Raw genomic sequence first — 23781 nt, 5'->3', positions numbered from 1 at the left:
ATCACAATGTCTTCTACACCCAACGTCCGCACATACGGACCGTCGCGGGGTGGAGCAGCCCGGTAGCTCGTCAGGCTCATAACCTGAAGGTCACAGGTTCAAATCCTGTCCCCGCAACCACCTTTATCGTACTTTTCGAAAGCCGGTCCCTCACAGGGGGCCGGCTTTCGGCGTTTGCGAAACTGACCAGCTTGGACAGGCTGGCGGCCACCTCCGCTTCCGGCTCGACGCCTGCCGACGCGGGATAGATCACGATTTCCTCTATGAGTTCGCTCAATACGTTGGCCACGGCTGACCTGTTGTCGGGATCGGAAAGGCTCTCGCGCAGCGACCGGATGCGTTCCTCGAACCTCCTACGAAGCATCGGGTGGGCGAGGACGGTCGGCGCCTGGACGGCGTTTCGGGCCAGCCGCCGGCGGAGGTCCTCGCATTCGTCCTCGCGCTCCTGAAGCATCCGCGCGATCGTCGGGCTTACCACGCCCGCCAGCATGTTCGCCGCGAGGTTCTCGATCTGCTGTTCCAACTCGCGCAGCCGTTCCTCGGCTTCGGTCTCGTGCGAACCCTGCAGCTTGGCCAAGCGCTCGACCTCGCGATTGAACTCGACCGCGAACAGCTCGGCGGACGCGTCGGTCAGCAGTTCGCTCTGAAGCGTCGACAGCGCCAGATCCTCGATGCGCGATATCTTCACGGAGGTCGTGTTCGAGCACGTGCCACGCTCCTTGACGGACGCGCAGCGATAATAGTCCTTCGAGCCGACAACGTAGTTGGCGCCGCACACGCCGCACTTGATCAGACCGGACAGAAGATGCCGGCTGCGCCGTGCGCCCACGGCGCTTCGGCTGCCGGCGGGAAGCGCGCGACGTTCAAGTTCTGCACTGGCCTGCAGGGCTAGTTCGTCACTGACGATGCGCAGGTCGGGAACGCCGATCCGTACCCATTCCTCCTCCGCGCGCAGACGATAGCGGCGCTCGCGCTTTTCGGAGTCAGGGTTCTTCCGCCATTCGCGCCGTCCCCAAATCAGTTCTCCGCGGTAGAGTGGATTGTTCAGTACGCCGACATGCTTCTTCGGGTCGCCGCGTACGGTGGACTGGTTCCAAAGGCCACCGCGCGGAGACGGTACCCCGTCCTCGGTAAGCCGCTTGACGATGTCCCTTGCCGACCGACCTGAAGCGAACTCGGAGAATATCCGGCAGACGACTTCCGCCTCCTCCGGAACGATCTCCAGCAGACCTCTCATAGGTTGGCCCCGTTCATCGATCCTGTTGACCTTGCGGTAGCCGTAGGCCTTGCCTCCGACGAACCGGCCAGCGAGCGCCGCCGCCTTCATGCCGCGAAGCGTCTTCTGCTCAAGCTGCGAAAGGAAGATCGACTCGAGCATGGAAGCAACCGCGAGCTTCATGTCGTCGATCTCGTTCTCCGAGACCGTGTGAAGCCTGACCTGACTGAACTTCAGCTTCTTTCCGATCCAGGCGACGTCCTCCGCATCGCGGGCGATGCGGTCGAGCGCCTCGCACACGACGACGTCGATCCGGCCGTCCCTCACGTCGCGGAGCATCCGTTGAAGGCCTGGACGGTCCCGACGGTAGCCTGAGATTTCGGGATCGAGGTAGGTCTCGACGATTTTGCCGCCGAGATAATCCACGACGAGTTGGCATGCGTCGGCCTGATCCGCACTCGAAGTGGGGTTCTGCTTGTCCGTCGAATGGCGACCGTAGATGGCGATCCGCAACGTCACGACGAGGCCGTCGCCGGTTCGCGCAACCCGCTGGCGTACGAACGAAAGGCGCCAGGCCCTGATTGCAGGGTTGTGGTGCATCCTGTTCGCCGTGCCGAGATCTGACCGCGGCGAATTAGACGCCCGGACGCGCACGCCCGGCGCGGGGCTCCGCGACAAGTCCGAGGACTGACCCGGTAATGATCGTTCATGGCGGGGAAGCGTCTCATCGGCGTCCTGGAACGGTCTCGCGGGCAGCAGCCTGACCCACGCCCGCAACGTACTCCGCGGCGGCCTGCCGTGCCAAGAGCCGAACGAGTTCCTCGATGGCGCGATCACGGCGTCCGAGGGCTTTGGGGAAGGGGGTGACCGGCATGCCCACCTTGTGGAATGGGAGCCGCAAGGTCGTGAAAACTTGTCACAGGTTTCTGCAAATGGCATGGGGGCCCGATGGGTTCGGGAATCAACAGGCTCTTCCCCCGCGCGGCTATTCCGACCGGTATCGGCAAACGGGTTCGTCACGCGCGGATGGCACGCGGCTGGTCTCAAGAACGGCTCGCCCGGTACGTGCAGGTCGATAGGCGGACCATTCTGCGCCTCGAGCAGGGATCCCATCGACCCACGTCGCATCTGGTGCACGCGCTCGAGGAGAGGTTGGCTCTCGTGCAGCTCGTTCCCGGCTGGCGCGACCCTGCGCTGCCGGGGGCGCCATCGTTCGGTCCGCGTCTACGGCTCGCGCGCTTGGCCAGAGGATTGACCCAGGTGGCGGCCGCCCATGCTGCGGGCGTGAGTCCAGCGACGTTGTCACGCTTCGAGCGCGAGTTGGGCGACACCGCGATGATCGTCGATGACGGCAGCATGGTCAATGACGGCTATGCCGCCGCGCTTGGCTTTGCCGGTGCACATGACATGGAGGAGTACTGCCTATCGGCTTCGCCAAGGCTCTGGCTGGACCGGCTGAAGGCGGCCGACAGGTAACGGGTGAAGAGTGAACGCCTTCGCGCTTTGTCGCGGCTGCCATTAGTGACGCCGGCTTTAATTGCCCGTGGTCCCTTCCAGCAGATGCTCGACATGGTCGACGCCTGTGGCCGTCAGTTGCGCGACGCAGACATCGTTGTCGAGCTGGTCCACCAACCCGCATTCACCGAGAACCTTCAGCCAACGCCGCACGTTGGTCGACCGTAACGCGACACGTTCACCGAGCATCGGCAGGTCGATGCATCTCCCCTCCGCCTCCGTCCGGTAGAGGCTGACGAGGATCAGCCAAGCATGATCCGTGAAGAGGTCGTCTCCAAGGAGAGCGCGACGGGATTGCAAGTTCGCGTCGACCCGGCACGCCGCGCGCCACAGCTTTTCCGGAGAACTACGCAGCGAGTGCGTCTCGACACGGTGTATCGTGCCCATCAATCGGCCGCGTTCGGAGCCGGATGAAAGTCGTGAGACGTGCACGTCGCCCAATGTCGGACACTCGGGTTGCAAATCGGGGCCTTCGAAAGCAGCCGCTCATTCAGGGTGATCTTCCCATACCCGCCATCCCGCATGAGCCCGATTGCGGACATTGAGAGAGGCTGGCACTTGTCCGATGTGCTCGGTCCTGTACCTTAGCGCGAACGTCGCTCGCCCACCTTGCGTGATCACTTTATTGGCAATTGCGCCATTTGCTTGCCTCACCTTCACTGTTCGATCAGAGGCGCCGACACATCTGAACGTGACAGGCGCAGCACTCGGATTGACATCCGGAGGTATTGGCGCAGTTCTCTACGCGTTCGCCCGCAACGAACCTTCGACATCCCTCGATCTTGCATGGTTCTCGGTCGGCATTGTTATGACGACCGTCCTAGGAATGATCGCAGCCCCCCGAGTCCTTCGCTGGTGATCCGACCGCGCCGGTATCCAAGCAGGTACAATAGCAGAAAGTCCGCGATTCCGAAGTCTAAGCGGGCAATAAACTACGCAGAACGGAGTAAAAGCAGTTGCCATAATCATACGGCTAAGACGCGGCTTGAACACCATCCGTAGCCCCCGCTTGCAGTGAGCACTCGGTCCCCGGCATCTGTCGGGCGGCCCTCGGAATACAATACCTCGCTGCCCCTTGCTGTTTAGCCGCAGAGCGGGGATTTCGTTCACACTCTGCCCAAGGGTTCAGCTGTGGCGACCTCGGCGATGCCTGCAGTTATGCGTTACCAAACCGAGGCCAGCGAAGCCTTCGAAATGCGCGTCGGCGTTGTAACCTTCCGTGACCGCCCAACGAAGAACAGAGCGAACGTTTGTCCGTCGGCACGATTCTAGGAGGATCTATGGCCCGTTTGATGTCCTGTGGTATCATGATGGCTGCGGCCGCATTGGTCGTGAGTTGCGCCTCGGAAGGCAGCGATGAAAAGCGGTCGGCTAGACCCGGGCTGCCTGCGCCGGCAGTCAAGCTCGTCTTCAACGAGCAGGGCGAAGCCGCGCTTCCAAAGGGGTACCGCAAATGGGTTCACACTTATACCGCGTGGGAGACCATCTCGAAGAGCTTCCTCAACGAAAAATTGACGAAGACGCCTGAGATGCACGCCGTCTACGTCGAGCCGAACACTTATCGGATATTCATGAAGACGGGAAAGTGGCCGGAAGGGGCGTTGATGGTCAAGGAATTCAGCACGACCAATACCGACCCGAAGGATTGCAGCGGCCCTCCGGCGTTCACGTGCAAGCTGGGGACAGCACGGTCATCTTTCCCCAGGAGCGCACCGGCATCGCGGTGATGCTCAAAGACAACAAGCGCTACCCCAGGGAGCCGGGTGGCTGGGCCTTTTTCAGCTTCGGGCATCAGGCGGCCCCATATCAGAAGCTCTCGTCAGCGCGTGCCCGAGCCCAGTGCCACCAGTGCCACATCGACAACGTCGGCCCCAAGGATGACTATGTCTGGTCCGTCAAGCTGAACCAACCCGGTTTCCGCCGGAACGGCGACAACGTGAGGCTCAATCTCGAAGCTGCCTTGGCAGAGTAGTCGGAACAGCGGCTATGCACACGCATGTGGATCGGCACCGGAAGTGTGACTCCAGCAAAGTCACGTTAAACTGTTGTATCGGCCTTGAACCTTTGCAAGCTGGGGGTTCAGTGTATGGTAAATAAATTAAGTTTGTGCGCTGCAGCAGGATTTTCCGTCCTGCTGCAGTGTTATGTCAACGCGGCGGCATCGTAATCACTAATGTAGTTAGTCGCTCAGACGTGCGCTTTGAAATCTCTCGGCCAGATCGTGAAAAAGTTTGCGTCCAATTCGCAAGCATATCAAAAGTAGGAGGGGGTTCCGTCTGGGACGTTGTCCAAAGAGCTGAAGCAGTAAATATCTGCAATAATACTTTCCGCTTTCCTGAATATTAGTGTGATTTCCGTGTAAAAACGAAGACTACCCAAGCCGGACATAACAAGGGCGAGGCACGCAATGCGCTCGGTTGGCGTTCAGAGTGTCCTTTAAATTACCACAGGAACCGAAACGCTGAGCTGCCAGCCACCCTCTATCAAAGTAAGCTCGACCAACTCAGCATTTCCGATCGCGGGAGGTTCGTACTTGCGCTAAAACCGAAGCATCTTGCCCTCGTCGCTCAACTCGATATCCGTCACCACAACACGCAATGCTTGAATTAATTGTCCGTGGCTGAAAATAAAGCTTCATGATGGTGCGGGAGAACTACCCGAAGTGGGCTATGGCTGTCGCGCATCTCCATGCCCATTGAACGAAACAATCGATCACGCGCCAGCCTATCCGAAACCACATGTTTTTCTACGCGGCCTGCTGCAAAGGCGGCAGAGATGAGGCGTACGTGGTGTCGCTAGTGCTCCATTTCTCCGGAGATTATACGAAATACCCTGTCGGAATGAGAAAGTGTGTGACAACCACAGAGAGGGTTTTTCGTCAGGTGAGCGGCGACGCCTTTCCGGCATGAGTTCCAAACCGGCAACGTTGCTTGCTGGCAGGCTTGCTGAGCGATTTCTGAAGCTTTGCGAATGGCGTTCAGAAGAAGCCAACAGTCACGACCGTCTATTTTAACGACGGCTTCGTCCCAATTTTCGTCATCCATGCGGCCCCGTCGGCGACGATATGCCTACATGAACAAACGGCCGAAGTTGGGAAGGCCCAAGGAGCCCGCGAGTGTCTGCTTGTGGGTCAGAACGTTTATCGATCCAGGATGTCGCTGAAGCGCTGAATTGCCTCAAATGTCCCTGTACGTGGAACGCGTCGGAGGGTGGATGCGTGCAGGCACAGGCGCTAGGGTGCGTCCATGAGAATCAAAATCCACTCAGTGCAGGTTGGCCGGATTGCGCCACTGGGCCCCGACGCAGTGCCGAGTGGCTTTGTAAAACAGTCAGTTCCGTATCAGGTGGACGTTGCCAAGTTGGGCCTTATCGGAGACGAGCAAGCTGACCTGACCGTCCATGGAGGACCAGACAAGGCCGTTTACGGATATGCCATGCAGCATTATCGCACTTGGCGGGCAGAGTATCCCGAACATGCTGATGCACTGGTTCCGGGAGGTTTTGGCGAGAACCTGACGGTCGACGGATTAGTCGAGGACGACGTGTTCGTGGGCGATGTCCATCGAATTGGGAGCGCGTTAGTGCAGGTCTGTCAGCCGAGGCAGCCCTGCTTTAAGCTGGCCTTGCACTTTCACGACAAGCGATTGCCGAAGGCGATGGTAAAATCCGGACGCGCAGGTTGGTACTACCGGGTTCTGGAAGCTGGGCAGCTCACGGCTGGTGATGAGGTGGAACTTGTCGCTCGGCCACAGCATAGCTTTCCCCTGTCTCGACTGATCACTATTATCAACCGCAATGAGGCGACGTCAGCAGAGATCATCGCGCTCGCAGCGATGCCAGAGCTTGCACCGGGGCTCCGCGATTTCGCGCAGAACCGATTGCGCACTTGCGACTGAACGCAGTGGGATCGCATTGCGGTGCGCATATTGGATGCGCCGCCTGCCACTGGAATTAGCCGAAAAGCCAACGCCAATAGTATTCGTTCCCCATTAATTCGTCCCGCGGGGTCGCCGCCGAGCGGAGTGCTGTTGCCGTCGAGTGTAGAGATCTCAAGCGGCAGTTGGTCCTGGCTTCGATCGGGGGATTGGAGTTGAGATCAGAGGCTCATGCCGCCCGACGCCTCGATGCGCTGGCCCATTACCCAGCGTGCATCGTCCGACAGGAGCGAAGCGACCAGTGGGCCGATGTCGTCGGGCACGCTATGGCTATTTCCGGATCTACACCCTGGTGCGCCGGGAAGGATGGGTCGTGAACCACAAACGCGTCTATCGGCTATATCGGAATGATGGACTGAGCCTTCGGCTCAAGAGGCCAAGGCGCAACGTCAGCGCTGCCAACCGCGAACGCCAACCTGCGGCACTGGCGGCGAACGAGATGTGGTCGATGGATTTCGTCTCGGACACCCTGTTCGACAGCCGGCAGTTAAGAGCGCTGACCGTGGTCGACGCCTTCACGGTCGTGTGCAGACCACCGAGCTTACGGACCGAGGCCGCGATGTGCTTGCCTCCGCGTCCCGAATCGTGGCCGGGGGCGAAGCTCGGCTGCGCGCGGCGTCAGCGCCGCTTGATCCGCAGGCGGTCATTGCGACGTTGCTGCGTTTGGCGAATGCGTTTCGCTGACCGACTGCCTTGACAGGCCGGGGGTCAGTCAGCCGGTATCATCCGGCACCGGCTTCATGGCATGGTCCGGCATGACCTTGGATAGAACCCCGCAGGCGCGAAGGCGTCACGTTAGCCGTGCAGCGATCATGAACGCGGCCGAAGAACTGTTCGCGGCGCATGGTCGCGATGGCGTTACCGTCAAGGCCATCGCACTGAAGGCGGGGCTCGATCCGGCATTGGTGCGCTATTATTTCGGCGATCGGGATGCAGTGTTCATCGAAATGTTCGAACGCCGCGCCAGTGTCCTAAATGAAGAACGTAACGCAGCGATGGACCGGTACGAGGCCGAGTGCGACGGCCAGTACACCATCAGGGGGGTGCTTACCGTCTTCCTCCGCCCCATGTTTGATGCCGGCTTTAATCGCGGCAAGGGGTGGCGAAACTTTGCCGAGATCGCAGCGGTGGTGAACGCGTCTCGCGCTGGACACGCTTCGATCATGAACGAGCATTTCGACGCGATCGTTGGCCGCTTCATCGACTACCTGCGGTTATTGGCGCCCGATGTGCCGGAAGCATCGCTGTTCTGGTTCTTCAACCACCTGACGGGTGCGCTGACTTACGCGGCCGCGCAAACGGGCCGGATCGACCACCTGTCCGGCGGGATTGTCCGCTCCGACCAGATGGAGCTGGCGCTGTCGACGATGGTGTCGATTTTCGAAGCCGGTTTTGAGGCACTCAGAAAAGCGGCCGTGAAATGATGATCTTGCGGACAGCGGCCTTGCATCGGCATTGATCCGTCGCCGCGCCAGCGCAGACGCAAGTGTTGATCGGCCGATCGTAGCAGCGTGGTGCGGAGCCGTTCGCTCAAAGTCGGGACGAACTGGTCGATCAGCGTCCCTACCGCACCCCTTGCGGCAGGTTCGGGAGGGAAGGGCAGGTGAACCAAGATGGGCGCCTTGTTCCAGCCCGACAGCACTCGACGCAAACGGCTAGCGGCGATCGCATCGGCGACCTAGCCCTGCTTCCCCCGATGGTTATGAACTCGATATCGCCTACATGGCCGGCTTGGGAGCCGAGGAAATTCAGCTCGACCTTATCATCGACTACCGGACCAACGTCGCGTTATCCCCGGCCTTCCAGGACTATCTGCGTCGGCATCGACCGCCCTTGCTCGCCATCTGGGAGCAGCATGATCCTGCTTTCGTCCCCTCGGGCGCCTATGCCTTCAGCCGGGATCTTCCGGACGCGGAGGTTCATCCGATCGACGTCGGGCATTTCGCGCTGGAAACCAAGCATGGAGATATCGCGGCCCGCGTTCGCTATCTTTTCCGCCGCAAGTTGGACAGGTAGAGGCCAGGGCGGTCAAGATTGCCGCGCTCCGCTGAGCGCGCGGGCGGTGGCAGCACGGGGCTGCAGACATGCGTTTTGCATCGCTGGTCAGGTCGCAACCCCAGGTTGCGATGATCTGCGGCAGCCGGGGCAGCAAATCGTAGGCAATCAGTTGATCGCCAAAGCCATGCCCTAGCGTATCAAGTACAATTGCGGCGGCCGTGAAAGCGCTTGGCGACGCGCCCATCAAGACGAGGAGGCTCTCCGTCAGAACGGGAGGGGGCGTTGCGTCGTGGGATCACAGGTTGGTGCGGCTGTACCGGGTCATCACCATCGAGTTGGGCACGATCATCGACATGAACTTGGTCGATGCAGGTGCGGTCGCGTAGCTCTTCATCGAGGCTTCCGCGTCGGCGACCGATCGCCAGTGTACGATCACGAGCCAGTCGTGATTGCTGCCCGGCGCAGACTCGCGCGACAGGAAGCCGCTGCGTTTGGCGATGTACTGATCCTGCACCTCGCGATCGACCTTGCTGAACTGCTCGGGCGTGACTTCGGGCTTTAGCTTTAGCGTGACGACCTCGATGATCGGCGGGGATAGGGTCGGGCGCGACATGGCGGGCACGGCGATCGCGGCGGCGGCAAGCACGGCCGCGCCGGTGAGCAATTTTTTCATGGACACTGTCGGTTCCTTTCCACTTTATGGATACGCGTGAAGCGGTTACCGGCGCGGGGCTGCGGCGGTGCAGGCGAAGGGCTGCCCGAACGCGACCGCGTATGCGGTCCGGTCGTGAGCGGGGATAATTGCGATGTCGGGATGCGCGCGGTGGAAGCGCGCTATCGCCGCTGCCTGCCGATCCGCCAGCTCGGGGACGAAGTCGGTTGCGCTGCGCACGACGTCGCTCTTGGGCAGACCGCGGTACGCGGCCTCCAGTGTGTCCGTCGTATCCCCGATCAGGAACAGGCGCTTCCCAGGCAGATTGAGGAATACGCCTTGCGATCCCGGCGTGTGGCCGGGGAGCGGCACGACAACGACACTGTGATCGCCATAATAATCCTTGCTCTGCGCGAACCCCATGTACGCGCCGGAATCATATTGGATTACCTGCAACCGCGACGACAGCCTGCCCGCCATAGACGGTGGCACGATGGTGGGCGACTTGGTCTGTGCCTTGATCCACTGCTTCTCCGCGGCCGAGACGAGCACCGGCGCCGTTAATGTCAACGCGCCGCCCATGTGGTCATAGTGCGCATGGGTGATTAGGATAGCCTTGAGATCGGCGCCGCCTTCACCTGCCTTTGCCAGCGCTTGCGGCGGATAGATCCGGCTTTCTGCCGACTTGACGATGCCCTGTCCGAAAGTGCGCTCGTTCTTCGGCAGCTCATTCACCTCGGCAAGCGCATCGGGACTTAGCCCGGTATCGATCAGGATGTCCCCCTTGGGGTGGCGAACCAGCACACCCGAAAAGGTGCTGTGCCAGACCTTCATTTCGGTGATGCCTTGCCCTCCCATCGCGCCGGGCAGGTCAGTCGCCGAATATTCGATCCAGCATATCTGCGGGATAACCTTGCCCGGCGCCGCGCCGGCGGTGATCGGTACAAGGGCGAGCAAGGCAAGAGTCAAAGCCAGGCGCATCGTCGTCTCCGGAAGGTTCCTAGTCGCCAAAGTCTCCATAGGATTAAAAGTTCCTCCTGAAAGGAACTATTCTCGCTGCTTCTAGCGCACGCGGCGTAAGCGTCCGCTCTGGCCACCGCTAATCGCGCGCCCCGAGCAGCATCGACAAATTTGCCGGCGTTAGCATCACCCTGTCGATCGCGGTTTCACTGCGGCAATGCCTTTAGGCATCGTTGTGGGGATCCGAACAACGCAGGCTTTCCTACCCTTGCTAAAGAAGGCGTCCGAGCCGAGGATCGTCATGATCAGCAGCAGCCTGGGCTCGCTTGCCTGGGCTCGCTTGCCTGGGCATCGGACTTTAAGGCGCCGATGGCCGAGGTTAATCTGCTTGGCTATAACAGCTCCAAGTCGGCGTTGAATGCGGTGACAGTGGCATTCGCCAAAGATCTCGCGCCGCTTGGCTTCAAGGTTAATGCCGGCTGCCCGGGCTACACCGCGACCGACCTGAACCAGCACACAGGCTCGCGCATTCCGGAGCAGGGGGCTGTGATCGGTATTCGACTAGCTACTTTACCTGACGATGGACCCACCGGTGGCTTCTTCGACGCTGATGGTACGGTAGCTTGGTGATGAAAAACTGACGCGGCACGCCTGTTCGATTGTAAACAGGCGTGCCCTCTGTTGATCCGGTTCAGGCCCGTGAATGACCGCAGCCGGATCAGCGCCGCTCAGTCGTCAAGCACTGATCCTCAGTATAAGAAGCAAGCCGCGATCACGCCAAGGGACACCATGGTCACAACCGAGCATCTCGCACCTGACGACTATGGCCTTCTCATCCTGGCACCTGAGATTGCGCTCGGCAGTGGTTGGCTTGGCGGCGACAGAGTCGTCGGTCGCGGAGCCATCCGAGACTTGTTGAATAAGGCCCTTCGTTTCAACGAAGGTGAACGGCAGAGGCTAAATATTCATTTGCCCAGCAGAGTGCTCACGCTCCGGTTAGATGAGATCGAACCATATTATGGAGCGTAACACTGCTTCGCGTCGGCTGTTGAGTCGATGTCCGCTTATTAATAGCGCTTTGGTGGGCGACGTGGCCGGAACTGGGTCGTCCTTCCGGAAGCCGAAGGGTAGGGCGCATTGGCTCAAAGATCAGGAGCTACGCTACGAAGAGCCAGCTGAAAGAACTGATTGTGGGGGCTGAGCCGATAATCAGCGAACGCACCGCACGGTGCGAACCCGGCACTACGGTAAAGTGATATGGCCGGCGCGTGTAGTGCGGCAGTTCCAGTTTCAAGGCTCAACCGTGTGTAGCCCCGTCCGCGAGCTTCCGCGATAATATGCTCAAGCATCGCTCGTCCGACCCCTGTGCCAAGTGCGGCCGGGGCCACCCTCATGGATTTCAGCTCGCCATGTGCGCGGTCCAGTTCCTTGAGCGCTCCGAACCCGACCAGGGCTTTGTCGTTCCATGCCGTCCAGAAGGTGACGCTAGCTGCTGAAAGGCCTGACGCATCAAGTGCAAAGGCGTGATCGGCCATTACGCCCTGCAATTCTCGCAGGTGATGGTCCAGTAGATCAGTGACGTATGGTGCTTTTGGATCGTCTACCCGTATTTGCATTTCACTATTGCCTCCAAAAGTGATGACGAGCGCTTGGCCGGTCGTGCATCCCCCCATTGTCAAATCGTAGCCTTTCAACTACGCACGTTAGTCGTTCGGCCGTGCCGTCACGCATAGTATCCACGCCGCGGCGACAACCTCCTCCAATGGGCGCTTATAGTTCTCGGCGCCCCAGGCGAGGGCAATGTGTAACAGCCCTCCTTCGACACCGCGTCGGAGCATCGCATTGACTTTGACGGGGCCGCGATCATCAGGATCGAGGGCCGCAAAGAGCGGTTCGGAGAGGTCATGCATCGAACGTCGAATTGCCTCGTCGATTAACGGATCTACGCCGACGATTTCAACAAGGAACACGCGTGCCGTGGTGGGATTAGCGCGTAGCGTCGCGAAATATGCGCCTAGCATCCGTCGGGTACGATCTTCAGTCGGTAGAGAGGGATCGTCGGCCGCAACGATCTGCGTCAACACAGCGGCGATCACCTGATCGAACGCGGCGAGTAGCAACGCTTCGCCATGCGCAAAATTTTCGTAAAAATAGCGTTCGGTAAGTGCTGCCTCGCGACAGATCGCGCGCACGCCCGTGCTGTGGAACCCCTGGGAGCCATACAGGCGCACGGCCGCCTGTATCAGCATCGTGCGCCGCTCAGCCCGTCGAGCGTCAAGCGTCTGCCCGGTCCACCGTTTTGTTGTCACCGTCATTACGACAGAGTAGCGATATTGACAATGACAACAAGCATTGTCATTCAGTTCAGGAATATGGTGGGAGTGGAACATGGCCGGTATGGAGCACCTCGACGTGCTGGTGGTAGGCGCCGGTCTGTCAGGGATCGACGCCGCGTTCTGGTTGAAGACTGGCAATACCACGCGGAGCTGGGCGATCTTCGAGGGGCGCGATGCGATCGGCGGCACATGGGATCTGTTCCGCTATCCGGGCATCCGCTCGGACTCGGACATGACGACGCTGGGCTTCCCATTCCGTCCGTGGCGAGGTGAAAAAGCGATCGCCGCAGGTGATGACATCCGCGACTATATCCGCGACACTGCGGCAGCGTTCGACATCGACGCCAAGGTGCGACTGCGTCATCGCGTCACTAACGCAAACTGGTCCTCGGCGGACGCGCTGTGGATCGTGTCGTATACCGTCGATGGCATAGCGAACCAGCTGACCTGCCGCTTCCTGTTCCTGTGTTCTGGCTATTACGATTATGCCGCGGGGCATGCGCCGACCTGGCCGGGAATGGACGCGTTCGCGGGACAGGTCGTCCACCCGCAATTCTGGCCTGACGACCTTTCGGTCGCAGGCAAGGACGTCGTGGTCGTGGGTTCTGGTGCGACCGCGGTGACGCTGGTTCCGGCAATGGTCGATCAGGGCGCCGCGCATGTTACGATGCTGCAGCGATCGCCGACATATATCGTCTCGCGACCGTCACGCGACGATCGCGCCGAGACGTTGCGCCGCTGGCTGCCTGCCAAGGTGGCGGAGGCGGCGGTGCGCTGGAAGAATATCGGCTACGGCATCTTCGTCTACGGTGTGTCGCGGCGCAAACCACATGTCTTGAAGCAGAAGATTAGGCAACAGCAGCGCGCGATGCTGGGGCCGGACTTCGACATCGCCACTCACCTGACGCCGCGCTACGACCCGTGGGACCAGCGGCTGTGCCTCGTCCCTGACGGCGATCTGTTCAAGGTACTGCGCAACGGGCGGGCGTCGATCGCGACCGATGAGATCGCGGAGTTCACGCGTGACGGTCTTCAGTTGAAGAGCGGCGAGGCCATCCCCGCCGACATCGTCGTGACCGCGACGGGGCTCAAGGTGCAGCTCATGGGCGGCGCACGACTGACCGTCGATGGCGCCCTCGTCGACCCGGGCAAGCGGCTGCTTTACAAGGGGGCGATGCTAGACGGTGTGCCCAATCTCGCTTTCGCGATCGGCTACACCAACGCGTCCTGGACACTCAAATGCGACCTGACGTCGCAGTTCGTCCGCCGCCTGCTCGATCATATGGATCGGCGCAAGATGGACAGCGTCGTGCCGGTCGCCCCGCCATCGACTGCGGGCGACGAACCGATCCTCGACCTGAGCTCCGGGTATGTGCAGCGGGCGGCAGACGTTCTTCCTCGACAAGGCGCGAGCGCACCGTGGAAGGTGAAGCAGAACTACCTCCGCGACCTGTTGGCGTTCCGTACTGGTCGTATCGACGACGGTGTTCTGCGCTTTGGGCGGCGTGGTTTGACCAGAAAGAACGCAGCATGAGCGCCCGGATGGAGCTTGCCGGCAAGGTGGCGGTAGTGACTGGCGCAGCGGGCGGAATAGGCCGTGCGATCGCGCGATCGTTGGCCGTGCGTGGCTGTCACGTCGCGCTGGCCGACGTGAATGAGGACGGGTTGGCCGAAACCGTCGCACTGATCGGCAACAGTGTCCGCGTCACCCGTCACAGGCTCGATGTTGCGGACCGCGATGCTGTCGCCGCCTTTCCGGCTGTGGTTCTGGCAGCTCATGGACACGTCGACGTGGTCGTCAATAATGCCGGTGTCGCCCTGAGCGGTTCCTTCGCACAGCTCACTGAGGCGGAGTTCGATTGGCTATTGGATATCAACCTGCACGGCGTTGTCCGCATGTCACGCGCGTTCCTGCCGCTGCTACAGCAGCGTGAGCAGGCACAGCTGGTCAACCTTTCCAGTCTGTTCGGAATCATCGCACCGCCAGGACAAAGCGCTTATGCCGCCGCGAAGTTTGCCGTACGCGGCTTCTCGGAAGCTCTGCGCCACGAACTGATCGCAGCACATTCGACGGTTGGTGTGACCGTGGTGCATCCAGGCGGTGTGAAGACGGGTATCGCCACCAACGCACGCGCCGGTGCTGCAGTCGGAGTCGAAGAACGCGAGCGGCAGCAGGCGCACTTTTCGAAGGCGCTGAAGCTCAGCCCCGAACAGGCCGGCGAGATCATTGTTACCGGGATCGAGCAGCGGCGAGCCCGGGTGCTGGTCGGACGGGACGCAAAGATCGTCGCGATGATCGAGCGGATCATGCCGGTCGCTTACTGGCGGCTGCTCGGACGCGGACGGTGATAATTGCCCGTGAGCGTTACGATGGGGGAGGGGAGCCCAGCAATTCTTCGAGCGTGCCGTTGGGCGCGAGGCGCTCAAGCATGTTCGAAAGTAGAATCACGGAATCTCGCATCGCGTTGGGATCGTCGATGAAATCACGGCCTATCGACATGCCGTGCATCGCCCAGACAACCAGCCGGATGGCGGTTGTGTCGCGGACCTTGGCGCCGAGACGATCCAGAAAAGCGGTCACCGCCAGTTCCTCGATCTCTGCCTGGACCGGCTTGATCAGCGCGGCGAGCTCGGGATCGCTCCGCGAAGCGACGAAGATCTCCAGCACCGCGACACCGGAGGGCCGCGAAAGCACCTCCCACGAGATCTGAGGCCAGTCCGATACGCGTGATCCGGTACCCCATTCACGTTGCAAGTCCTGGTAGGCGACCACTTCCTGTTGGAAGACCCATCGTACGACTTCCGCAATGAATGAGGCCCGGGTCGTGAAGTGATGCGTGATTGCACCGCGGCTGACGCCGGCTTCGTCGGCAATTTCAGCGTTACTTGCGCGACTGTAGCCCAGGCGGCTGATTGCGCGCACTGCTGCCTCGAACAGCGCGCCGCGCGTTTCTGCAGTGCGTTGTTCCTGCGTGCGCCTTACAACCTTGGTCTCGTTCATCGTCACTCCTGCCGCCCTACTGACCTATCGACCGCGTGCCGACAAGCGACACGCGGTTCTGCGTTCAGAAGCGCCACTCGAAGGCACCGCCGATCCGGCGGAAGGCATTGTCCGGCAACGTCTGGACATATTGCCCAACCGAGAAGTTTCCGGGGAAGATAGCCGCGGCGTAGCGCTTATCGAACAGGTTGCGGACGAATACGCTGAAGCGCGCACGATCGCTGATATCGCCGATGCCGATCGTCGCATTGACCAGCGAGTAACCGTCCTGGATCGTGCTAGGATCGTTGATCGCGTAATAGAAGCGGCTGCGATAGCGCCAGTCTGCGTTGAGGAAGACCTTCAGGTCGTTGCCAATGGGCTGGTCGACATTGGCGGCAAGGCTGGTCGTCCACTTCGACGCCCCAACAAGCGGGGACCCTGCCGCATTGAAGCTGGGTCCGGGCAGCGAGCAGCCCTGCGCAGCCGTCTGCCCGAAATAGCAGGCCACGTTGTAGTCGCCGTATTCGGTGTCGAGATAGGTAACACCGCCCGACAGGCTGACACCACGCATCGGTCGCACGACGGCCTCCGCCTCGACGCCGCGCGTCTTCAGCGTGCTGGCATTGCCGGTTCGGAAGGTACCCAGGCCACCGTTCAGCGTGGGGTCGAAGACCTGAGCCTGGAAATCCCGGAAGTTGTTGATGAAACCTGCGAGGTTGAGGCTGACTCGGCGGTCGGCGAGGTCGAACTTGGCGCCGATCTCATAAGCGTCGACCTTCTCGGGATCGACATTGAACGCGACGCCCGCGGCCGAGCTGACTGCCGGCCCTTTGTAGCCGCGAGTATAGGTCGCATAGACGTTCGCGGTTGGTGCGATCGAATATTCGATGCCACCGCGTGCCGAAAATCCGTTGGCATTCCGGTTGGCGACGATCGGCGCGGCAAGAGTACCGACACAGCGCCGTCCGCCACTCAGCAGGAATGTGACGAGATTGCAGACTCCCGAGACGGCAGTAACGGTTGTCGTGGAGTCGATCTCGTCGCGCGTGTACCGGCCGCCTGCGATCAGGTGGAGCGACGGCGTCACGTTGAACGTGAGCTGCGCAAAGCCTGCATAGCTCTTCGTCCCATAGTCGAAGTTCGACTGGCCATTGACCGGCGACAGTCGGACCGGCGTGCTTGCGGGGAACACGCCGAACGTGCCTGCCTGCAGGATTTGCGCGTCGATATGCTGTTTAAAGAAATATAGCCCGGCCGTGTAGTCGACGAAGCCGTGGCCATTATTGGCAACACGTAGTTCTTCCGAGAACTGGTGGGATTGCGAGTTGGCGATATTCGTGTCGAAGAACGCGACCGGCGTCTGATCGACATCGTTATTCGCGCGCGCGTGCAGGTTGCGATACGCCGTGACCGAGGTGACGGTCAGCGGCCCTGCATCGTAGCTCGCCGAGAATTGCGCCCCGAGGCTATGTTCGTCGCGGAGCACGTCGGTGCTCCCGATCGCAGTCTTGTTATTGGTCGGCGAGGCGACAACGCCGAGTGCACTATTCTGCGTGAACACAAAGTTGGCGGGCGCGAAGGGTCGGAAGGCGGCGGGGATTGGTGTCGGATCGTTGCCACCGAACTTGCGGATCGTGGAATAGGCTTCGATCCCGCTATTGTTCTGGTAATCGACGATTCCGTACAGCGAAAGCCGGTCGGTCGGTTCCCACAGCAGCTTGGCCGTGCCGAAGTACCGGCGGACTGGATCAAGACGACCTGGTCCAACAAGCTGCGTCGACGGCTTCTGGTATTGATAGCCGCCAACGACACGCAACGCTGCGGTGTCGCCGATGGGTACGTTGACGACGGCCTGCGTCTGGACCTGGTCACGGCTGCCCGCCTGGACCCGACCGCTGCTGCTAAACTCACCGAGTTGTGGTTTGGTGGTGGAGATCGAAATGAGGCCTGCAGTCGTGTTCTTGCCGAACAGCAGCCCTTGTGGCCCGCGCAGCACCTCGACACGTTCGACATCGGCGAGCGAGTTGAGCGGGACGTAGCGCGGCAGCGTGATGTTGACGTCGTCTACCGCTATGCCGACGGCCGACTCGATGCCGTAGTCGAACGAGTTGGTGCCGACGCCGCGGATTGCGAAGTTCGGCACACCAGGCGTCGCCGTGAAGTTCAGACTAGGCGCACGCTGGGTAATGTCGGCAAGCTGATTGGCTCCCGTCTCGCGAAGCGACTGGCCGTTCACGACGGTGATTGCGATCGGCACGTCGCGTAGATTCTCGGTCCGTCGCTGAGCCGTCACGACGATGTCGCCCTCGACGGCGCCGGTCGGATCTGAAATCTGCGAAGCCTCGCTTCCTCCGCTCAGCGTTGCCCGAGTTCCGGTCTGTGCCTGAGCCGTTCCCGTCCAAGCCAGAATGCTCGAGCCCACCAGCAGTGCCAATCCACGCATCGTCGTTATCCTCACCCGTCCAGCGGTCCCTGCCGCTTGACAACGATCATTGTCTGTTGGAAACATACTGTCAAGCACGCACGTAAAGTGAACTGCTGCGTCGGGGAGTGGTGATGACAAGGATGACCCATCGGTCGGTACTGCTTGGTGGCGTGCTGATGACCTGTATGACAGCAGCTTTCGCACAGGAAAGGCCATCGAGCGGTATGGCAAGGCCAGCCGCAGCAGATACGCGGGCAGCCGCTACCGAACGCGCCATGCAAGGCGATGAGCGGACCGTGCTGACGCATGGCCTTTGGGCGATTCCGTTGATCCCTAACGTTCGCATTCCTGCCGAGGCGATACTGGGCGCTGGCTACGTCACCGGGATCCCCCGGCTCGGCGTGCCAGCGCTGGTTGAGACCGATGCGAGTCTCGGCGTCTCGTACATCGCCAATCTTCGTAAGGACGGGGCGACCGCGCTGCCGTCGGCGACCGCAATGGGATCGACGTGGAACCCGGGCCTGATCCGCCGCGGCAACGCGATGATTGCGGGCGAGGCGCGCGCGAAGGGTTTCAACGTGCTGCTTGGTGGTGGCATCAATCTGATGCGCGATCCACGCAATGGGCGGACGTTTGAATATTTCGGCGAGGATCCACTTCATTCGGGGCTTCTCGGCGGTGCCGCGATCGACGGCGTCCAGTCGCAGCACGTGCTGTCGACGGTGAAGCATTTTGCGCTCAACGCGCAGGAGACCGGGCGTCACGCGGTCGACGGTAAACTTGGCGACGATGCATTCCGCATGAGCGATCTGCTCGCCTTCGAGATCGCGATCGACCGTGGGCAACCCGGCTCGGTGATGTGCGCCTATAACCGCGTTAACGGTGCGCCGGCCTGCGGCAGCGATTACCTGCTCAACCGCGTGTTGAAGCAGGACTGGCGCTATCCCGGGTTCGTCATGTCCGATTGGGGTGCAGTGGGCGCCGTCGACTTCGCACTTGCCGGGCTGGACCAGCAATCGGGCGCGCAGATCGACAAGAAGATCTTCTTCGGCGTGCCACTCGCCGAGGCGGCTGCCCGCGATCCGGCTTATGCCGCGCGCGCCGCCGACATGAACCGGCGCATCTTGCGTTCGATCTACGCGGTCGGGCTTGATACGCATCCGCCGGTCAAGGCCGACATCGATTTTGCGGCGAATGCCGGCATTGCCCGAAGCGTTGCCGACGAAGGAATCGTGTTGCTGCGGAACTCCAATGCGTTGCTGCCGCTGTCGAAGGACGTGCGCTCGATCGCGGTGATTGGAGGGTATGCTGATGCGGGCGTGCTGTCGGGCGGCGGATCGACGCAGGTGCAACCGCTTGGTGGCCCGTCCGTCTCGCTGCCGATGGGAGGCGAGGGGCCGCTCGCGAAATACAATAACCAGACCTATCATGGCACCGCGCCACTCGCCGCGATCCGTGCGCTGGCGCCAAACGCCAAGGTGACATTCCATGACGGGCGCTATGCGGCGGAGGCTGTTGCGGCAGCAAAAACGGCGGACGTGACGATCGTCTTTGCGACGCAGTGGATGGCCGAAGGCGCAGACGTCCCGGATCTGTCGCTGCCGGGTGGGCAGGACGCGCTGATCGCTGCGGTGACCACCGCTAATCCTAAGACGATCGTCGTTCTCGAAACCGGTGGGCCGGTCCTGATGCCATGGCTTAATCGCACAGGTGCGGTGATGGAGGCGTGGTATGGCGGCGTGCGTGGTGGCGATGCTATCGCCGCAACGTTGTTCGGCGATAGCAATCCATCTGGTCGGTTGCCCGTCACTTTTCCCGCATCGCTTGATCAGCTGCCGCGCCCGGCGCTGCCGTATGCCGGGATGATCGACCGGGACTTTGCCGCCGGAACCGCGGCCGGCACGCGCTATCCGATCGATTACGATATCGAGGGCGCAGACGTCGGCTACCGGTGGTTCGCGCGCAAGAATGCTACGCCGTTGTTCCCGTTCGGCTTTGGGCTCAGCTACACCCAGTTCCAGTCCGGCCCGATGAAAGTCACGGGGGGCGCGCAGCCAAAGGCGACGGTAACGATCCGCAACACCGGCACGCGCGCAGGTAGCGACGTCGCGCAACTCTACCTGGTCTCGACACCGGCAGGACGCACACTGCGGCTCGCTGGCTTTACCAAGGTCGCCGTGCAGCCAGGGACTGCGGCGAACGTCACGGTTCAAATCGAACCTCGCATACTTGCCGACAGCAAAGGTAGACGATGGACGATGCCGGCAGGACGCTATGGCTTCGCGCTCGGGCGCTCGGCAACCGATCTTGGACCTGTCGTCACTGTCAGCCTGCCAGCGCGCCAGTGGCGCTGACCATTCACTCTAGGAGCATGCCCGTGAACCGCTTCAGCCTGTTCGTCACTGCCCTTGCCTTTGCCCTCCCCACGGCGGTGACGGCGCAGGGCATCCCGGTCGAACCGATCGCGACACCCCCACAAACCGGTGCGATTGCACTGGGCACTGGCGGTGTGCTCGGCATGCCGGCGGAAAGCTGGTTCACGCTCGCCGGTCGCCCCACGGTCCGCAACGTCGCAACCGCAACACTTCTCCCCGTGCTGCCCGACAAGGCAAAGGCGACGGGGGCTGCGGTCATTATCGCGCCTGGCGGCGGTTTCCTGATGGAGTCGATGGAGGCCGAGGCGATGAAGCCGGCACGCTGGCTTGCCGATCATGGCATCGCTGCCTTTGTTCTCAAATACCGTATCGATGCGACACCGGCCTCACTGGACGCGTTCAAACAGGCCGCGCTGGCGCGCTTCGCAGCTGCCGCAATGGCTGGAGCAAAGGGCGGTGCCGTGATCCCGGCACCTGCACCGGCGCTCGCCGATGCGCAGGCGGCAGTGAAGCTGGTGCGGGCACGTGCGGGGGAATGGGGCGTCGATCCACGCCGCGTCGCCTATCTCGGCTTTTCCGCTGGCGCGATCATGGGAGTCGATCTGGTAAAGACCGCAGAACCTGGCACCACGCCTGACCTGTTCGCCGCCATTTATCCCTCGATGGCACCAACGACCGTCGCCGCAGGTGCGCCACCGCTGTTCGTTGCGGTGGCCAACGACGACGAGCTGTTCTCCAAGCAGGGCTATGGACTACCCGACAGCTGGCGCCGCGCCGGGCGGCCGGTCGAATTGCACGTCTACGAACATGGCGGCCATGGCTTCGGCTTCGACGGCAAAGCGGGCACGACCAGCACTGGCTGGAGCGTAGCGCTGCTTACCTGGTTCGGCGCGCACGGCTGGCTGACGAAATAGCAGGAATTGCCGGAAGCTAATCGCTACTCTTCGAGGAGACGGAACGATGCGTTGGTCAATATTGAGCGCAATAAGCGCGATGCTGCTTATGCAGCCGGCAACTGCTGCGACATACGAGGCCAAGGGGCCGATCGAACGTCATTATGCGGCGGACGGTCCATGGGCCACGACGACAACCGTCTCGACCCACGCCTGCGACCGTGAAGGCAATCTTTGCGACATCTGGTATCCGGCTGACCTTGGCGCCAACCCGCTCAAGGGACGGACCAGCGGCTTTCAGCATCCTGTGATTGTCTTCGCCAACGGCACGGCAGATACGGTCCCGGCGGAGAAGAATGCCTTTTTCCTGCGCCATCTCGCGAGCTGGGGCTTCATTGTCATTCGATCGCGCGACGGCTCGACGGGGCAGGGTGAAACGGTCACTGACGCGAAGGACTTTCTACTCGCTCAGTCCCGCGATCCGGGGAGTGTCTTCTACGGGAAGGTGGACCCCGACAATATCGGTCTGGCAGGCCATTCGCAGGGTGCGGCGACCGCGGCTTTGCTGTTCTCGCGGAACGATCCTGCGTTCAAGACCTACGTGCCGATTGAAACCCCGCTGCGCGCGGTCTGCGTGGTCGCGAACTGTTCGATCGACCTTGGCGCGCTTTCAAAGGTTACCCGTGGTTCCATTTTCTATGTCGGTGGCGACGTCGATGTGATCTCAAGCCTGCCGACTAATCTGGGCTATTACAAGCCGACTTCGGATGCGGTCGAAAAGGCAATGGGGATGATCGCGCTTGGCGGCCATACCGAGATCGAAGGCAATCCTGGTTGCGCGAGCGGCGGTATCCCGGCGTCGTGCAATCTCGGTGTTTATCCCTTGCTCGGATATCCCACCGCCTGGTTCATGTGGAAGTTGCAGGGGACGGCCGATGGGCCGGCCGCGTTCGCTAAAAACGGTGAACTGAGCAACGCGGCACCCGGATGGCTCGGCGTCCTTAGCAATATCCAGCGACCCTAAGATGCATGATCTCACGATGGCGCGGTCGCGTCATTTGTGGTGGGGCATGTTGGCTGTTGGCACCTGCACCGCACTGCTCGTCGCCGTATTCGTGTTTTATTCGCCGCCTCCGGTCGGGCTCCAGCCTGATAGTGTACGCGTGGTATCGGTCCCGGCAGTTGGCGGTCATGCCTCAGGCAGCAACGTATCCGCCGGACTTGTCGACCGAGGCCCAGCACGGTCTGATTGGATGGGTTCTGACCGCACCGTTATACTGCGCGCGCTTGGCTTGCCGGCGGACGCCCGATTGCGCGAGGTGATAGGCTCGAATTCTAGGCATCAGGTTGTTTGCGGACAGGTACAGCCTGGGGCGGGGCAGCCCTTCCGTCGCTTCTTTTACGCGAAGACCGCAAGAATGGGGGCCATAGCTGACGGTGGCGCCGAGTTCGATCAAACCTTCGCCGAGTTATGCGCTGACTCTAAATGATCCCGACGCCGATCCAGGCACTGCGACTTCAAAAATATACAGAGATAATTATGAATGAATCGTTAGAGACTTTAAAGGACAAGCTCGAGCAGGCATTGGAACTTGCGGATGGTCTTGGGCTCAAAGTTGTAGGTGCCTGGATATCAATTGCGATTAACGCTCTATCCATAGAAGGCGAGACAGCTTGAGCAACCGGGCTTGAGAAAGATCTTTACGAATTTACAGTCTGTATCAGCCAGATTGTAGACCTTTTAACTCCACATCTACGAAGCAGATGATTGGGCTTCCGATTTGATATACGGATGGCCGAATCTGAAATGCAAAATATGGAACTTGAACGGCGACCTACAGGTCGGGCCAACCCGCTATGCCAGGCAGTCCGCCCGCATTGCGGACATTTGCGATAGCTCATGAATACCCTGTCATAGGACCTTCATTAACATCAAATGCCGATCCGTTCCAGAATAGGCGATGTCCTTGATGACGCTAGCACGCAGTAAGCTTGCGTGAGCCGAATAACCTCGGCGAAATTATAGATCGGGATCAAAAATATCTCATAAGGCGTTGCCAACAAGATCTTCTGTAATAAGGAGGTTGCCATGCGAGATAACGATCTGGAGTATACAAGAGCACGTCTGCTGGGGCGGCCGCAGCCAGTACCGGTAAATTGCAGTATGATGATTGCCCCTACGGTGAAGATCGCGAGCCAATCTTAAGGGCTATGTGGCAAGACGGATCTTTAACAACGAAGTTATACGGTGCGACGTAGCTTCATTGCCGCCAATATACTAAATTTCGATCTAGTCGTATAGTTCAAACTGCCCGAATTGCAGACACTCTGCGCGACTTGCGATCTTCCTACAATCGGTCGTTCATTCAATCTTACGTATCGGTAGGTAGCGTGCTGGCGGAAGGGTCGAGGGATCCTGTTTCAGCAAAGCGTGAAGACGAAGAGATGGAATATTTGCCTACTTGGGCAGTAGCCAAAATACTGACGCTGGCC

The 23781-nt window shown here is 60.7% G+C and carries 22 protein-coding genes, 1 tRNA gene and 1 pseudogene; 16 read left to right on the top strand and 8 right to left on the bottom strand.

Features of this window, described 5'->3' with window-relative positions; genetic code table 11:
- Window positions 1–43: 43 nt before the first annotated feature.
- A tRNA-Met gene (locus tag ASF00_RS08470) sits at window positions 44–120 on the top strand.
- Here the strand turns inward: ASF00_RS08470 and ASF00_RS19330 are convergent.
- Window positions 77–1816 (bottom strand): recombinase family protein, encoded by a 1740-nt coding sequence (locus tag ASF00_RS19330; RefSeq protein WP_443024395.1) that lies wholly within the window; start codon window positions 1814–1816, stop codon window positions 77–79. The genes ASF00_RS08470 and ASF00_RS19330 overlap by 44 nt on opposite strands.
- Before the next feature lie 348 nt (window positions 1817–2164).
- On the opposite strand from ASF00_RS19330, the gene ASF00_RS18715 reads away from it, so the two are divergent.
- A complete protein-coding gene (locus ASF00_RS18715; protein ID WP_082463314.1) occupies window positions 2165–2692 on the top strand; it encodes a helix-turn-helix domain-containing protein in 528 nt (175 codons plus the stop codon).
- A gap of 57 nt (window positions 2693–2749) precedes the next feature.
- Here the strand turns inward: ASF00_RS18715 and ASF00_RS08445 are convergent, their stop codons facing one another.
- A complete protein-coding gene (locus ASF00_RS08445) occupies window positions 2750–3121 on the bottom strand; it encodes a hypothetical protein (RefSeq protein WP_156348250.1) in 372 nt (123 codons plus the stop codon).
- Between the two features lie 175 nt (window positions 3122–3296).
- On the opposite strand from ASF00_RS08445, the gene ASF00_RS19325 reads away from it, so the two are divergent.
- The 7 genes and pseudogenes from ASF00_RS19325 to ASF00_RS18995 all read left to right on the top strand — a co-directional run bounded on the left by ASF00_RS19325 (window position 3297) and on the right by ASF00_RS18995 (window position 8682).
- Window positions 3297–3590, top strand: a complete 294-nt coding sequence (locus ASF00_RS19325; RefSeq protein WP_082463313.1) for an NrsF family protein — start codon at window positions 3297–3299, stop codon at window positions 3588–3590.
- Between the two features lie 421 nt (window positions 3591–4011).
- Window positions 4012–4458 (top strand): cytochrome P460 family protein, encoded by a 447-nt coding sequence (locus tag ASF00_RS19165; RefSeq protein ID WP_055876980.1) that lies wholly within the window; start codon window positions 4012–4014, stop codon window positions 4456–4458.
- Window positions 4458–4703 carry a cytochrome P460 family protein gene (locus ASF00_RS19160; RefSeq protein WP_055876977.1) on the top strand — a complete coding sequence of 82 codons (246 nt, stop codon included), beginning with the start codon at window positions 4458–4460 and terminating at the stop codon, window positions 4701–4703. The genes ASF00_RS19165 and ASF00_RS19160 overlap by 1 nt, the downstream gene beginning before the upstream one ends.
- A gap of 1273 nt (window positions 4704–5976) precedes the next feature.
- Window positions 5977–6627, top strand: a complete 651-nt coding sequence (locus ASF00_RS08430) for an MOSC domain-containing protein (RefSeq protein WP_055876974.1) — start codon at window positions 5977–5979, stop codon at window positions 6625–6627.
- Between the two features lie 295 nt (window positions 6628–6922).
- Window positions 6923–7186, top strand: a pseudogene (locus ASF00_RS17970) (IS3 family transposase); the annotation flags it as partial.
- Between the two features lie 292 nt (window positions 7187–7478).
- Window positions 7479–8090 carry a TetR/AcrR family transcriptional regulator gene (locus ASF00_RS08425; protein ID WP_055876972.1) on the top strand — a complete coding sequence of 204 codons (612 nt, stop codon included), beginning with the start codon at window positions 7479–7481 and terminating at the stop codon, window positions 8088–8090.
- Between the two features lie 298 nt (window positions 8091–8388).
- Window positions 8389–8682: an alpha/beta fold hydrolase gene (locus tag ASF00_RS18995; protein ID WP_235525683.1), complete on the top strand. Its 294-nt coding sequence runs from the start codon at window positions 8389–8391 to the stop codon at window positions 8680–8682.
- A 277-nt stretch (window positions 8683–8959) separates the two neighbouring features.
- On the opposite strand, the gene ASF00_RS08415 is transcribed toward ASF00_RS18995, so the two are convergent.
- Together ASF00_RS08415 and ASF00_RS08410 are read right to left on the bottom strand one after the other, a co-directional pair.
- Window positions 8960–9337: a hypothetical protein gene (locus ASF00_RS08415; RefSeq protein WP_055876969.1), complete on the bottom strand. Its 378-nt coding sequence runs from the start codon at window positions 9335–9337 to the stop codon at window positions 8960–8962.
- Window positions 9338–9382: 45 nt separating this feature from the next.
- Window positions 9383–10297 (bottom strand): MBL fold metallo-hydrolase, encoded by a 915-nt coding sequence (locus tag ASF00_RS08410; protein ID WP_162233575.1) that lies wholly within the window; start codon window positions 10295–10297, stop codon window positions 9383–9385.
- Window positions 10298–10645: 348 nt separating this feature from the next.
- Here ASF00_RS08410 and ASF00_RS18990 point away from each other — a divergent pair, with 348 nt between their 5' ends.
- Window positions 10646–10906, top strand: coding sequence for an SDR family NAD(P)-dependent oxidoreductase (locus tag ASF00_RS18990; RefSeq protein ID WP_055876963.1), 261 nt, complete (start codon window positions 10646–10648; stop codon window positions 10904–10906).
- A 512-nt stretch (window positions 10907–11418) separates the two neighbouring features.
- Here the strand turns inward: ASF00_RS18990 and ASF00_RS17955 are convergent.
- Both ASF00_RS17955 and ASF00_RS08395 read right to left on the bottom strand, forming a co-directional pair.
- Window positions 11419–11970, bottom strand: a complete 552-nt coding sequence (locus tag ASF00_RS17955; RefSeq protein ID WP_443024390.1) for a GNAT family N-acetyltransferase — start codon at window positions 11968–11970, stop codon at window positions 11419–11421.
- A gap of 9 nt (window positions 11971–11979) precedes the next feature.
- Window positions 11980–12666: a TetR/AcrR family transcriptional regulator gene (locus ASF00_RS08395; RefSeq protein ID WP_082463310.1), complete on the bottom strand. Its 687-nt coding sequence runs from the start codon at window positions 12664–12666 to the stop codon at window positions 11980–11982.
- Between ASF00_RS08395 and ASF00_RS08390 the strand changes: the two genes are divergently transcribed.
- The gene (locus ASF00_RS08390) at window positions 12665–14146 is read left to right on the top strand and encodes a flavin-containing monooxygenase (RefSeq protein WP_327196353.1); all 1482 of its coding nucleotides are present in this window, start codon (window positions 12665–12667) and stop codon (window positions 14144–14146) included. The two genes, ASF00_RS08395 and ASF00_RS08390, sit on opposite strands and share 2 nt — an antisense overlap.
- Entirely contained in the window at window positions 14143–14961 is an 819-nt protein-coding gene (locus ASF00_RS08385; protein WP_200910148.1) for an SDR family NAD(P)-dependent oxidoreductase, read from the top strand. The genes ASF00_RS08390 and ASF00_RS08385 overlap by 4 nt, the downstream gene beginning before the upstream one ends.
- Window positions 14962–14977: 16 nt before the next feature.
- Here the strand turns inward: ASF00_RS08385 and ASF00_RS08380 are convergent, their stop codons facing one another.
- Window positions 14978–15613, bottom strand: a complete 636-nt coding sequence (locus ASF00_RS08380; protein WP_055876952.1) for a TetR/AcrR family transcriptional regulator — start codon at window positions 15611–15613, stop codon at window positions 14978–14980.
- Window positions 15614–15677: 64 nt separating this feature from the next.
- Window positions 15678–18038: a TonB-dependent receptor gene (locus ASF00_RS08375; protein WP_162233573.1), complete on the bottom strand. Its 2361-nt coding sequence runs from the start codon at window positions 18036–18038 to the stop codon at window positions 15678–15680.
- A gap of 122 nt (window positions 18039–18160) precedes the next feature.
- Here ASF00_RS08375 and ASF00_RS08370 point away from each other — a divergent pair, with 122 nt between their 5' ends.
- The 4 genes from ASF00_RS08370 to ASF00_RS18415 all read left to right on the top strand — a co-directional run bounded on the left by ASF00_RS08370 (window position 18161) and on the right by ASF00_RS18415 (window position 22966).
- Window positions 18161–20374 carry a beta-glucosidase family protein gene (locus ASF00_RS08370; RefSeq protein WP_082463308.1) on the top strand — a complete coding sequence of 738 codons (2214 nt, stop codon included), beginning with the start codon at window positions 18161–18163 and terminating at the stop codon, window positions 20372–20374.
- 17 nt (window positions 20375–20391) lie between these two features.
- Window positions 20392–21309: an alpha/beta hydrolase gene (locus tag ASF00_RS08365; RefSeq protein WP_055876946.1), complete on the top strand. Its 918-nt coding sequence runs from the start codon at window positions 20392–20394 to the stop codon at window positions 21307–21309.
- A gap of 79 nt (window positions 21310–21388) precedes the next feature.
- Window positions 21389–22312, top strand: coding sequence for an alpha/beta hydrolase (locus ASF00_RS08360; RefSeq protein WP_055876943.1), 924 nt, complete (start codon window positions 21389–21391; stop codon window positions 22310–22312).
- A 462-nt stretch (window positions 22313–22774) separates the two neighbouring features.
- Window positions 22775–22966, top strand: coding sequence for a hypothetical protein (locus tag ASF00_RS18415; RefSeq protein WP_156348247.1), 192 nt, complete (start codon window positions 22775–22777; stop codon window positions 22964–22966).
- Window positions 22967–23781: the final 815 nt, after the last annotated feature.

The sequence above is a fragment of the Sphingomonas sp. Leaf34 genome (genome assembly GCF_001421805.1).
Classification (GTDB): domain Bacteria; phylum Pseudomonadota; class Alphaproteobacteria; order Sphingomonadales; family Sphingomonadaceae; genus Sphingomonas.
The sequence above is the reverse complement of the archived record's forward strand: the minus strand, read 5'-3'. Positions and strand labels throughout refer to the sequence as shown.